The organism is Ruegeria sp. AM4, from assembly GCF_056540665.1.
Genome location: NZ_JBQFXD010000001.1, coordinates 894,284 through 905,986, shown reverse-complemented (window position 1 = coordinate 905,986; position 11,703 = coordinate 894,284). Strand labels below are relative to the sequence as shown.

Annotated in this window: 9 protein-coding genes; 7 read left to right on the top strand and 2 right to left on the bottom strand. The window is 59.6% G+C overall.

From position 1 onward, the window contains the following. Positions 1 to 210 precede the first annotated feature (210 nt). The 3 genes from ACR0JA_RS04495 to ACR0JA_RS04485 are packed head-to-tail and all read left to right on the top strand — an operon-like array spanning position 211 to position 4,068. Positions 211 to 993 (top strand): hypothetical protein, encoded by a 783-nt coding sequence (locus tag ACR0JA_RS04495; RefSeq protein ID WP_480570548.1) that lies wholly within the window; start codon positions 211 to 213, stop codon positions 991 to 993. A gap of 52 nt (positions 994 to 1,045) precedes the next feature. Beyond that, positions 1,046 to 2,494, top strand: coding sequence for a TrkH family potassium uptake protein (locus ACR0JA_RS04490; RefSeq protein ID WP_480570545.1), 1,449 nt, complete (start codon positions 1,046 to 1,048; stop codon positions 2,492 to 2,494). Beyond that, positions 2,494 to 4,068: a thiamine pyrophosphate-binding protein gene (locus ACR0JA_RS04485; RefSeq protein ID WP_480570543.1), complete on the top strand. Its 1,575-nt coding sequence runs from the start codon at positions 2,494 to 2,496 to the stop codon at positions 4,066 to 4,068. Before ACR0JA_RS04490 ends, ACR0JA_RS04485 begins: the two co-directional genes overlap by 1 nt. A 55-nt stretch (positions 4,069 to 4,123) precedes the next feature. Here the strand turns inward: ACR0JA_RS04485 and ACR0JA_RS04480 are convergent, their stop codons facing one another. Next, complete coding sequence (locus tag ACR0JA_RS04480) at positions 4,124 to 5,854, bottom strand: serine protease (RefSeq protein ID WP_480570540.1); 1,731 nt, start codon at positions 5,852 to 5,854, stop codon at positions 4,124 to 4,126. A gap of 204 nt (positions 5,855 to 6,058) precedes the next feature. On the opposite strand from ACR0JA_RS04480, the gene ACR0JA_RS04475 reads away from it, so the two are divergent. Further along, the gene (locus tag ACR0JA_RS04475) at positions 6,059 to 6,988 is read left to right on the top strand and encodes a glycine--tRNA ligase subunit alpha (RefSeq protein ID WP_480570537.1); all 930 of its coding nucleotides are present in this window, start codon (positions 6,059 to 6,061) and stop codon (positions 6,986 to 6,988) included. An 8-nt stretch (positions 6,989 to 6,996) separates the two neighbouring features. Here ACR0JA_RS04475 and ACR0JA_RS04470 read toward each other — a convergent pair whose 3' ends face one another. After that, positions 6,997 to 7,629 (bottom strand): MarC family protein, encoded by a 633-nt coding sequence (locus ACR0JA_RS04470; RefSeq protein ID WP_480570534.1) that lies wholly within the window; start codon positions 7,627 to 7,629, stop codon positions 6,997 to 6,999. Positions 7,630 to 7,720: 91 nt separating this feature from the next. On the opposite strand from ACR0JA_RS04470, the gene ACR0JA_RS04465 reads away from it, so the two are divergent. The 3 genes from ACR0JA_RS04465 to glyS are packed head-to-tail and all read left to right on the top strand — an operon-like array spanning position 7,721 to position 11,690. Beyond that, positions 7,721 to 8,242 carry a DUF6446 family protein gene (locus ACR0JA_RS04465; protein WP_480570531.1) on the top strand — a complete coding sequence of 174 codons (522 nt, stop codon included), beginning with the start codon at positions 7,721 to 7,723 and terminating at the stop codon, positions 8,240 to 8,242. A 7-nt stretch (positions 8,243 to 8,249) separates the two neighbouring features. After that, a complete protein-coding gene (gene gltS, locus ACR0JA_RS04460) occupies positions 8,250 to 9,464 on the top strand; it encodes a sodium/glutamate symporter (RefSeq protein ID WP_480570528.1) in 1,215 nt (404 codons plus the stop codon). 9 nt (positions 9,465 to 9,473) lie between these two features. Continuing rightward, positions 9,474 to 11,690 (top strand): glycine--tRNA ligase subunit beta, encoded by a 2,217-nt coding sequence (gene glyS / locus ACR0JA_RS04455; RefSeq protein WP_480570525.1) that lies wholly within the window; start codon positions 9,474 to 9,476, stop codon positions 11,688 to 11,690. Positions 11,691 to 11,703: the final 13 nt, after the last annotated feature.

Below are 11,703 nucleotides of genomic sequence, written 5' to 3'. Positions count from 1 at the left end.
CGTATGAGTGAGCCGAGTGCAGCTGCTGCGCCGCGGTCAAAATGCGCTGAATGATCAAGTCCCACGAAGACATTCTAAGGTGCAGCCTGAAAGGAAGCCGGTACGTGCAAGGCCCAGGTCCGCAATTTTGTGAAGCCACCCGAACGATCGGGTTGGGCGGGGTTCTTTTTGCCGATTTCCGCTGCATCGCTTTCATAGGAGAGACATGCAATGAATCCAATTTCCCAACCGCTTGAGTTTCAGGCCGCTGCATTCCGCGTCGCCGGGTATGCCATGGTCAGTCAGTTGAAAATCATGCAGATCATGGCGCGTTCGGCCATCGAATTGCCGATGGCCCCAGTTCACGCCCTGCACGCCGCAGCGTCCGAACCCGCTCCGGTCAAGCCGAAGCCCGCTGAGCGCAAAGTCGCACCGAAAGCCAAAGCTGCCCCGGCTGCTAAACCAGCCACCAAACGCAATTCGGTGGCTAAACCAGCCACCAAACCCAATTCGGTGGCCAAAGCGAAGCCCGCTGTTGCGCCAAAAGCCAAGCCCCCGGTTGCTGCGAAACCGAAAGCGACTGTTGCGGCAAAGCCCAAGGTTGATGCCGCGCCGAAAGTCAAAGCTGCACCAAAACCGAAGGCTCCGGCTGCCGCAGAACAGCCCAAAGCTCTGGTCGCCCGCGCACAGGCGCCTGCACCGAAACCCGCGCCGGCTCGTAAAGCTGCGCCCAAACCACGCGCGCAGGCAGCAACACCCGCCGCCAAAGCAGTCGCCGCAGCGAAAACCGCTGCCGCCGCAAAGACGGCACCCAAACCTGCGGACCCGGCACCCAAACCAGAAGCAAAACCGGCCCCCCGGCAAGCGCAACGCGCAGCTCCGGCCAAACCTGCCGCAACCAAGCCCGAGCAACCGGTGCAGTCCAAAGTCGAGCCCACGACACCGGCCCGCCGGACCCGCGCGCCCTCGAAACCGCCGGCAATGCCGACACAAACCGAGAAATCCGGGGATTAATACAAGCCCACCCGCTTGACACCACCGGGCCGCCAAGCCAACCCTTCGCGGGATGATGGACTTTCGCCCGGTCGGATATGTGATTGGCCTGCTGGTCGCCATTCTTGGGGCGACCATGCTGCTGCCTATGCTTGCGGACCTGATCGAGGGCCGGGGGGAGTGGCACGTTTTCCTTGAAAGCGCGGTCATCACGATGCTGACGGGCACCGTCCTGGCGATGGCCTGTTCGAACGGCGTAGGCGAGGGGCTGACCATTCGGCAGACGTTTCTGCTGACCACCGGCGTCTGGGTCGCGCTGCCCGTTTTCGGCGCGATTCCCTTTCTGTTCGGCGAAACCGAACTGCGGTTCGTCGATGCCTATTTCGAGGCCATGTCGGGCCTGACGACCACCGGTTCCACCGTAATCTCGGGTCTGGATGACCTGCCGCGCGGGCTGTTGCTGTGGCGCGGCGTATTGCAGTGGCTCGGCGGTATCGGGATCATCGTTGTCGCGATGGTGTTCCTGCCCGAATTGCGGGTTGGCGGGATGCAGATCTTCCGCTCGGAAGGGTTTGAAACCATGGGAAAAATCCTGCCGCGCGCGCAGGAGATAGCGGGCCAGATCTCACTTATCTACGTGTTTCTGACAGTAGTTTGCGCGCTGGTCTATGCCGGGTTGGGTATGAGCTTTTTTGACGCCGTGGTGCATGCGTTCACGACAATATCGACGGGCGGGTTTTCCAATTATGATGCGTCTTTTGGTACGTTTTCGGGGCCAGCGGAATATGCAGCTTCGGTATTCATGATCCTCGCCGCTCTGCCGTTCGTGCGGTATGTGCAGCTTGCTAACGGGCACAGCACATCGTTGCTGCGTGACAGTCAGATCCGGGCCTTTCTGGCGACAATCCTGGTGCTGGTCATCGTTATGACAGTGTTTCTGACTTCGGTGTTTCCGCACCATTGGGAACAGGCGTTCCGCGAGTCGCTGTTCAACATCACCTCGATTATCTCGGGCACCGGCTATGCAAGCGTTGACTACATGGGCTGGGGCGGGTTCCCGATCATGGTGTTCTTTCTGATCGGCCTGATCGGCGGGTGTGCCGGATCGACCGCCTGTTCAATCAAGATCTTCCGCTATCAGCTATTGATTGCGTCCATCAAATCCCAAATCAACCGGATCAGAACGCCGCATGGGGTCTTTGAACCTACCTATGACGGTCGCCCGATCAGCCGCGATGTTCTGACCTCGGTCATGAGCTTTTTCATGTTCTTCGTTCTGTCGATGGGGGTGCTGTCCTGGGCGCTGGCGCTGACCGGTCTGGATTTCATCACTTCCGTTTCCGGCGCGGCAACGGCGTTGGCAAACGTGGGACCGGGCCTGGGTGACCAGATCGGTCCGGCTGGCAACTTTGCCGGGTTGAATGACACGGCCAAGTGGATGCTGACCATTGGGATGCTGGTCGGGCGGTTAGAGCTGTTGGCCGTTTACGCAATCTTTACCGTCCAATTCTGGAGAGGCTGATGAAAAGACCCCTTGGCGCGCAAATCTCTCACGCGCTGAAAGAACGCGGTGTGGATGTCATCTTTGGCATTCCCGGTGTGCATAATCAGGAGATGTATCGCGGGATCGAAGAGGCTGGGATTAGCCATGTTCTGGCGCGGCACGAGCAGGGTGCAGGGTTCATGGCGGATGGCTACGCGCGCGCGACGGGCAAGCCGGGTGTTGCCTATGTGATAACCGGGCCGGGGTTGTGCAATACGATGACGCCGATGGGGCAGGCTTATAGCGACTCTGTGCCGATGCTGGTGATCTCGTCCTGCCTTGATGAGACGCAGGCGCAGCGCGGCCGATTGCATCAGATGAAGGATCAGAGGGTCGCAGCCGAAACGGTTACCGACTGGTCGTGTCAGGCCGAAACTGCGCAAGCTGCGTACAGCCTGATCGAGCGCGCGTTCGAAGAGTTTGAGCTATCGCGCCCAAGGCCAAAACATATTCAGGTTCCAATCGCGCAGCTCGAAGCCGAAGCCGACCCCGCGCCGTTTCCAAACCAACCCGCGTTACGCACCAAGGTTCTGCCGCTGGATGTTGCACCGGTCATGTCGATGCTGAATATCTCCAAGCGTCCGCTGTTCATTCTGGGCGGTGGTGCACGGTCAAACCTTTGGCGGCAGATTCTGACTCTGTTGGGGGCTGCGTGTTTCACGACCTATGCCGGTCGCGGCCTGACGGGTACCGGCTATCACTTGGACTTTGGAGCCATGTTGCCCAGGCCAAGCAGCGCCGAAGTGATCGCCTCGGCTGATCTGGTGGTTGCGGTCGGGACGGAACTGGCCGAGGTGGATCTGTGGCGCACCGATTTAGGGCATGCAGCCAATCTTGTTCGCGTCGATCTGGACCCCGAAGTGCTGTCGGATCGTCACCGTGCCACAATCAAATTGCAGGCAGATAGCGAGAGCTTTGCCCATGCTCTGCTTGCCGCTTCTGATCAGGTGAAGCCCGCGACAGGTTGGAGCGCTGAGGAGGTCGCACAGGCCCGCAGTCGCTGGCGGGCCGAGATTGATGCCGAACGTCCGGGCATTGTCCCCGTGCTGGATGCGCTGCGGGCTGCTATGCCTTTGGACGCCATGATCTATTCAGATATGACCCAATTTGCGTATGTCGCGAAAGAGGTTTGGGATATGGCTTACCCCGGTCATTGGCACCATCCGACGGGGTTCGGAACGCTGGGCTATGCGCTGCCCGCAGCTATCGGCGGGGCGGTGGCGCGACGCGGGAAACCGACCGCCGTAGTCGCAGGTGATTACGGGTTTCAGTACACAGTGCAAGAATTGGGAACGGCGGTGGAACTGGGCCTGTCGCTACCGATCATCCTCTGGGACAACGGCAAGCTGAAAGAGATCGAAGACAGCATGGTCCGCGGCCAAATCGCGCCGAACGCTGTGGTGGCGCGCAATCCCGATTTCTGCAAGCTCGCCGAGGCCTACGGTGCGCGCTCGGCTGCGCCCAGCAATCTCGACGAGATGCAAATTGCTTTGCGCGACGCATTTGCGGCACCTGTGCCAACACTGATCCGCGTAACGCCGGATATTCTTTGATCCAAAGAAAAACGGCGCTGTTGAATACAGCGCCGTTTACCTGATGGCTTTTGGTTTAGTCCCAGCAATGCACCAGGACGGTCATACCTGTCGCGCGTCGGCTGAGCTCGTTTGGTGAAATGTCGGCTGCGCCTTGACCGGACTGACCTGAAACTCCTGCCTTTCCAAGGATCTCCGTCAACCGATCCACGTTTGCGGCAAGGCTGACGCTGGCAGGCAGGCTGCGCCCGTCCGAAGGTGTCGGCAGCACCATTCCGATAACATTGCCGCTGCCGTCAAAAACCGGTCCACCCGCATCGCCGGGCTGGGTCGACAGGGTCAGGCGTTTCACGCCGGCCTCACCGTTCAGGCCGCGAATATCGGCGACCTGCCCGAAGCTGAGCGTCGGTGCACCCAAAGCCCCCTGATACGAGAAACCGGACACGGCCACATCCGACTGAATGCGCGGCTGTTCCGAATTAAACTCGGCCACGCTGATCGGGCTCAGCGTTCGCGTCGGACGCAGCACCGCAACCCCCAAGTCAGCGTCGGCCCAAGCCACTTGCACCTCTTGGTCGCCATCCAGAGTGATGCGGGCGCAGTTGTTTGCGGCCTCGGCCACGGTCAGGACGGAGCCTCCGGTATCCGCAAAGAAGCCCGAGCGTGATAGACGCGGCTTGCGGACTTGCAGGCCCGAGATCAGGTCGATGCTTTGTTCTGCGTCAGCTCCTGCGCCGTCATCAAGCACCGCGTCGGTGGTCGCAAAACTGGCGCGCATCGCGGCCAGAACCCGGGACCGGCGCGCGTCGTCGCCTTCGGGCCAGACCAGCGTGAACCCTTTGATCTTGCCGTCGTCCAACGCTGCCTGCGTGTATGAAACGATCCCATTGCCGTGCCCCTCGATCGAAAAGCTGTTGCCGCGCAGGTCGCGGGGGCCGTTCAACGGCACGATTTCAAGCGACTGCATCACGTCGTAAAGCGCCCGCAGCGTGGCCGGGGACCCTTCTTGGCTGATAAGCAGGGCCTTTGCGTCCAGATCCGAAGTGGGTTTGAAATGGGCAAACGGGGCTTCGTACCGGTCAAAGGCCAGGACCTCTAGCGGCAGATCCAGCGAAATGCCTGCATCTGTGTCGGCATAGCGACCCATCCCGACGCTGATCAGCGGCGCGTTGTAATCGTCCATCAGCGCCTTGCGTTGCAGGGTGGTTAGAACACCGGTTGCCTCATAGCCGTTAAATCGCTGCCATTCCTGCATGGACCGACGGGTTCCAGCGCCAAAGGCACCATCGATGGTCGAGGCGTAGAACCCTGCGGCCTGCAATGCGGTTTGCAGGTCCTTACGTTCTTGCGCGGTCAGCAGACGTTCGCCGCGCAGGGCTTCGGCCCGGGTTTCCTCTGACGGCTGGATGGTTAAGCTGGCCTGCGGTTGTTCCTCGGGCGTGACCGGCGTGGCTATGGCCGGGCGGTCCAAAGTGTTGATGCCAACGGGCCAGAACTGCTGATTGAACGAGTTCGAGAACGCGATGTAGCTGTCATTGGGAATCTGGCGTTCCGCCCGATAGACGCGCAGAACCTGTTCAGCGTCTGAACGAGAATACGGACCAATAACAATGGCATACCAGCCACTGTTCAAGCGAAATCCGCTGACATCCGGAAGATTGCTGGCATAGGCCTGTGCCCGTTCCTGCGCCTCGCGCAGCGAAGGCTGTGCCTCGACCTGGACCCAAACGCCCTGATCCTGCTGCGCGCTTGCGGCGCGCAGGCCGAAAAGGAAAATCAAAAGAATTACCGAAAATACACGTGTCATTGTCTGCCCGTTTCGCAGTGTTTTGTCTTTGGCGCAGATTACGCGAAAGCATGGGTCAAACGCCATGCCCCTCTGAAGGCGGATCGACAGTGTGGCGGCTCAGTGACAGCCCGTGGCCATTGGCCCGTTGACGCCCCTTAGCCCCTTGCATAGGAAGGGCGAAACCGACCGGAACTGGGTGCAGTTGCACCCAAAGGGAATGTCATGACCGAACCGTCTAGCGCACCACGCTCGTTTCAGGAAATTATCCTGCGTCTTCAGACCTATTGGGCATCCAAGGGCTGCGCCATCCTGCAGCCCTATGACATGGAAGTGGGGGCAGGGACGTTCCATCCGGCAACCACCCTGCGCGCTTTGGGGTCCAAGGCTTGGGCGGCGGCCTATGTGCAGCCCTCGCGCCGTCCGACCGACGGGCGATATGGTGAGAACCCGAACCGGTTGCAGCATTATTATCAGTATCAGGTGCTGATCAAACCCAGCCCGCCGGATTTGCAAGAGCTGTATCTGGGGTCATTGCAGGCCATCGGCATCGATATGGACCTGCACGACATCCGCTTTGTCGAGGATGACTGGGAAAGCCCGACGCTGGGCGCCTGGGGGCTGGGTTGGGAGGTCTGGTGCGATGGCATGGAGGTTAGCCAGTTCACCTATTTCCAACAGGTGGGCGGCCATGACTGCGCGCCGGTCTCGGGCGAACTGACCTATGGGCTTGAGCGTCTGGCGATGTATGTGCTGGGCATCGATCACGTGATGGATATGCCCTTCAACGATCCGCAATCGCCCAGCCCGCTAACTTACGGCGATATCTTCAAACAAACCGAAGAGGAATACGCGCGCTGGAACTTTGACGTTGCCAACACCGAGGTTCTGTTGCGTCACTTCGAAGAGGCCGAGGCCGAATGCGCGGCCATTCTTTCGCAGGAGCACGACGATCCAAAGACCGGCAAACGCATCATCATGGCGCATCCGGCCTATGATCAGTGCATCAAGGCCAGTCACATCTTCAACCTGCTGGATGCACGGGGCGTAATCTCGGTGACCGAACGGCAGGCCTATATCGGCCGGGTACGCGCGCTGGCCAAGCAATGCGCCGACGCCTTCGTTCAAACCGAGGCCGCCGGGCACGTGGCCTGATGCGCCTTTCAGGCCAAACCAGGCAGCAACACCTTCAGTCCAGCCGCGATCATGCCGATTGCGATGGCCGACAGGATCATGCCCATGAAACGGCTCATGATCACGCGGGCATTTTCCGACAGGCGCTTGGCGATCGCCGAGGCGTTCCAGAAAGTGACGAACAGCAGCAACAGGACGACCAGAAATACGCCAGCATAAACAATGGCATCAATGGCATTGCTGATATGATGCGCATACAGGATCAGTGTCGTGATCGTACCCGGGCCAACAAGGATCGGGAACGCCAAGGGATAAAACGCAACTGTGTCGGGCTCAGGGTAGGATTCCTGTTCCCCCTTGGTGCCGTGGTGGGACGTGCTTTGATTACCATTCAGCATGTTCAGCCCGATCATCAGGACGACCAGCCCGCCCGCCACGCGCAGGTCATCAACGCTGATCCCGAACAAGCTCAGCGTTTTGTTCCCGATCGCGGCGAAGGCCGCGCCAAGGATCATGCAGTAGACAGCTGTTTTTGCGGCGACTTTTCTTTGGTCCGCCGGAGGCAACCCGTCCGTCACGCTCAGAAATACCGGCAGGTTCGTAATCGGGTTCATGATCGCAAAAAGCGCGCCAAAGAATCCTACGGCAAGGGTCGTGTCCATTCCAAAAATCTCGTTCTGCCCTGTAATCCATCGGAACCTGTCCTATTTTCGCGCCTCATGAAAGGGGCATCGTAAGCATGAGAGGAAGACTATGACCGGAAAACTGCTTGCGATTGTACTGCTGGTCTCGGCCCTAGCCGCCGGAATCGGGATGTATTACCTGCAAATTTACGGGTTTTACTATGATGTCGAAGCGAAACCCGGACAGGATGTGGCGCTGGTGGCCCAAGGCGCAGAGGACCCGACGGCCATTTCTTACTCCGCCTTTCAGGCGATTGATGCAGACAGTTCACCGATCCGCTATCGCGCCTGTTTTGAAACAGACCTGACGCATGATGACCTACGCGCCTATCAAACAGTCGAGGATGCGGAACCCCTGACCGCACCGGGGTGGTTCGATTGCTATGACGCAGCCGCTCTGGCCGACGCGTTGAAATCGGGGCAGGCACAGGCCTATTTGGGGGTCAAGAACGTCCATTACGGTGTCGACCGAATTGTCGCCGTCACCAAGGACGGTAAAGGATATGTCTGGCACGCGTTGAACAATTGCGGTGAGAAAGCCTATGACGGAACCGTGGTTGGCGAGGAGTGCCCGCCCCGGCCAACCGAATGAGGACCGCATGAGCGCCGCAACCGTTCATATCCCAGACTTTCTGACCGCAACGCTTGGGTTCGCGGTCTACCTTCTGGGAGCCGAGATCAATGCGCGCGTCGCCACGTTGCGGCAGTTCAACATTCCCGAACCCGTCAGCGGAGGGTTGCTGGCCTCTCTGGTCGTGCTGCTGCTGTATCTGGTGTTCGATATTGAGTTGTCTTTTGAGCTTGGTACCCGGGACTTTCTGCTTGTTGTGTTCTTTGCAGGCATCGGTCTGAACGCGCGAATCTCAGATTTGATTTCGGGCGGCAAGCCTCTGTTTTTGCTTCTGATCCTGACACTGATCACGATCATAGCCCAGAACGTATTGGGCGCATTTGGCGCGTCGCTGTTCGGATACCCCGCGCAGGCCGGGGTTCTGTTTGGCTCTGCTGCATTGATCGGAGGGCACGGAACGGCAATTGCATGGGCGCCGGAAGTGGCCGAAGTTACCGGGTTGGACGGCGCGACCGAATTGGGCGTTGCGGTGGCGACGCTGGGTTTGGTTCTGGCGGCGCTGATCGGTGGTCCGATTGCCAAGTATCTGGTCGAAGGTCGCAACCTCAGCCCGTCGCGTCCCAACGAAGAACACACGATCGGCCTACCGAACGACCCGACCGATGCGGACACCAAAATCGACCACCTGACAATCATGCGGGTGCTTCTGTATCTGAACCTCGCCATAATCGCGGGTTATTTTCTGGGCGAAGTCATCAGCGCTGCCGGGCTGAAGCTACCGCTGTTTGTACCCTGCCTGATCATGGGAATTGTCATCGCAAATCTGCGCACTGCGCTTGTTCCCAATCGGCCTCCTGTATCGCAGACACCATCGTTGGCGCTGATCTCGGAGTTTTCGCTGGGTGCCTTTCTGGCCATGTCGCTGATGAGCCTGCAATTGTGGACCATAGCGGAACTTGGGCTTGCGATTGTGGTTATCATGACGGCCCAAACGCTCTTTGCGCTGGTTTTTGTCATCTGGGTGCTGTTCCCGGTCATGGGCTCCAACTACCGCGCCGCTGTGCTGGCTGCGGGCTTCGGCGGTTTCGCTCTGGGCGCGACCCCGACCGCGATTGCAAATATGACTGCCGTAACCAAGCGATATGGCCCGTCGCCTATTGCCTTTATCGTGCTGCCCCTTGTATCCGCATTCTTTGTGGATATCGCCAATGCCATCGTCATCCAGACGATCGTCAATTTCTAAGGACCGAAAATGCCCGACCTGCTGATCGAACTGTTTTCCGAGGAAATCCCCGCGCGCATGCAGACGCGCGCTGGCGAAGACCTGAAAAAGCGGATCACCGACGGTCTGGTCGAGGGCGGTCTGACCTATGCCGGGGCTGCTGCTCTGACCACGCCGCGTCGCCTGACGCTGGTGGTCGAAGGGCTGCTGGCAGAAAGTCCCACGATCCGCGAAGAACGCAAGGGTCCCAAAGTCGGCGCGCCGGACAAAGCCATCGAGGGCTTTTTGCGCGGCGCGGGCCTGGCCCGGGATCAATTGGAAGAGCGTGATACGCCCAAAGGCGCGGTCTATTTCGCCACCATCGAAAAGCCCGGCCGCCCGGCTGCCGAGATCGTGGCCGAGGTTCTGGAAGCGACGATCCGCAACTTCCCCTGGCCCAAATCAATGCGCTGGGGCAGGGGTGGCATGCGCTGGGTGCGACCGTTGCACTCGATCCTGTGCATTCTGTCTGACGACTCCGGTGCGCAGGTCGTGCCGATGGATGTTGAAGGGATCAAATCCGGCGACACGACCGAAGGTCATCGCTTTATGGCGCCGAACCGGTTCTCGGTGACGTCTTTCGACGATTACGCGGCCAAGCTGAAGCGCGCCTTTGTGGTCCTGTCGCCCGAAGAGCGCGCCGAGCACATCTGGAACGACGCCCAGAACATGGCCTTTGCCGCCGGGCTTGAGGTTGTCGAGGACAAGGGCCTGTTGGCCGAGGTGGCCGGGCTGGTCGAATGGCCGGTGGTGCTGATGGGGCAGATTGACGAGGAATTCCTCGAATTGCCGCCCGAGGTGCTGCAGACCTCGATGAAGGAACACCAGAAGTTCTTTTCCGTGAAGAACCCAAAGACAGGGCGGATCGAACGCTTTGTCACCGTCGCGAACCGCGAAACCGCCGACAATGGCGCGACCATTCTCGCGGGGAACCAAAAGGTGCTGTCCGCGCGTCTGGCGGATGCCAAGTTCTTCTGGGAGAACGACCTGCGCGTCGCCAAATCGGACATCGCCCAATGGACCCGTGCGCTTGAGAATGTGACCTTCCACAACAAGCTGGGCACACAGGCCGAACGCATCGACCGCATCGCCGCGCTGGCCCGTGAACTGGCCCCGGTGACTGGGGCTGACGCGGACCAAGCTGAGAAAGCCGCGCGTCTGGCCAAGGCCGATCTGAATTCCGAGATGGTTTATGAATTCCCGGAATTGCAAGGGCTTATGGGGCGGTATTATATCGGAGCGGCGGGCGAAGACGCTGCCGTGGCCGCCGTGGCGCAGGAGCATTACTCGCCGCTGGGGCCGTCGGATGACGTGCCGACCGCGCCGCTGTCGGTAACCGTGGCGCTGGCCGACAAGCTGGACACGCTGGCCGGGTTCTGGGCGATCGGCGAGAAACCGACCGGCTCGAAAGACCCGTTTGCGCTGCGCCGCGCGGCGTTGGGGGTTATTCGGTTGGTTATCGAAAACGACCTACGGTTACCACTAGCGAGAGTATTGGGCTTTGGACTTGGTACTCATGGCGTACTAATGAAAATTTTCGACCCCAATCAGTTTTTTGAGACCTACGAAGCGTTGAAGCTCGTTGCGTCAATCGAGCTTCCAAAATTGGATGAGGCCGTTTTTGATGAGCTTGCTGAGTTGGGAATTGATCATAAGGATTTGCGGGGACCGCATATTACCTACGCAAACCTCCTGTCTTTCTTCCACGACCGCCTCAAGGTCTTCCTCCGAGAAGAAGGCATCCGTCACGACATCATCGATGCTTGTATCGCGATGGAGGGGAATGACGACCTCAACCTGCTGGTCAAACGCGCCCGCGCGCTGAACGCGGTGATTGCGACCGAGGATGGCGAGAACCTCGTGCAGGGCTTCAAGCGTGCCAACAATATTCTGACCCAGGCCGAGGAAAAGGATGGCGTGGAATACTCCTATGGCGCGGATATCAAGTTAGCGGAAACCGACAGCGAAAAGGCTCTGTTTGCGGCGCTGGCGGCGGCCAAGGCCAAGATCGACCCGGCCTTGAAGGCCGAGGATTTCCCGTCAGCCATGGCCGCAATGGCCACGTTGCGCGGACCGGTGGATGCGTTTTTTGAGGATGTGCAGGTCAATACCGACAATGACATCCTGCGGCGCAACCGTCTGAACCTGCTCAGCCAGATCCGTCAGGTCTGTTCCAGCGTTGCCGATCTGACCCGGATCGAGGGCTGATCCAAGGGCGCGC

What these genes read in the sequence shown, in the direction of transcription:
- ACR0JA_RS04490 (WP_480570545.1), top strand. Translation starts at nt 1,046, where the DNA reads ATGATGGACTTTCGCCCGGTCGGATATGTGATTGGCCTGCTGGTCGCC.
- ACR0JA_RS04475 (WP_480570537.1), top strand. Translation starts at nt 6,059, where the DNA reads ATGACCGAACCGTCTAGCGCACCACGCTCGTTTCAGGAAATTATCCTG.
- gltS (WP_480570528.1), top strand. Translation starts at nt 8,250, where the DNA reads ATGAGCGCCGCAACCGTTCATATCCCAGACTTTCTGACCGCAACGCTT.
- ACR0JA_RS04485 (WP_480570543.1), top strand. Translation starts at nt 2,494, where the DNA reads ATGAAAAGACCCCTTGGCGCGCAAATCTCTCACGCGCTGAAAGAACGC.
- ACR0JA_RS04465 (WP_480570531.1), top strand. Translation starts at nt 7,721, where the DNA reads ATGACCGGAAAACTGCTTGCGATTGTACTGCTGGTCTCGGCCCTAGCC.
- ACR0JA_RS04480 (WP_480570540.1), bottom strand. Translation starts at nt 5,854, where the DNA reads ATGACACGTGTATTTTCGGTAATTCTTTTGATTTTCCTTTTCGGCCTG.
- glyS (WP_480570525.1), top strand. Translation starts at nt 9,474, where the DNA reads ATGCCCGACCTGCTGATCGAACTGTTTTCCGAGGAAATCCCCGCGCGC.
- ACR0JA_RS04495 (WP_480570548.1), top strand. Translation starts at nt 211, where the DNA reads ATGAATCCAATTTCCCAACCGCTTGAGTTTCAGGCCGCTGCATTCCGC.
- ACR0JA_RS04470 (WP_480570534.1), bottom strand. Translation starts at nt 7,629, where the DNA reads ATGGACACGACCCTTGCCGTAGGATTCTTTGGCGCGCTTTTTGCGATC.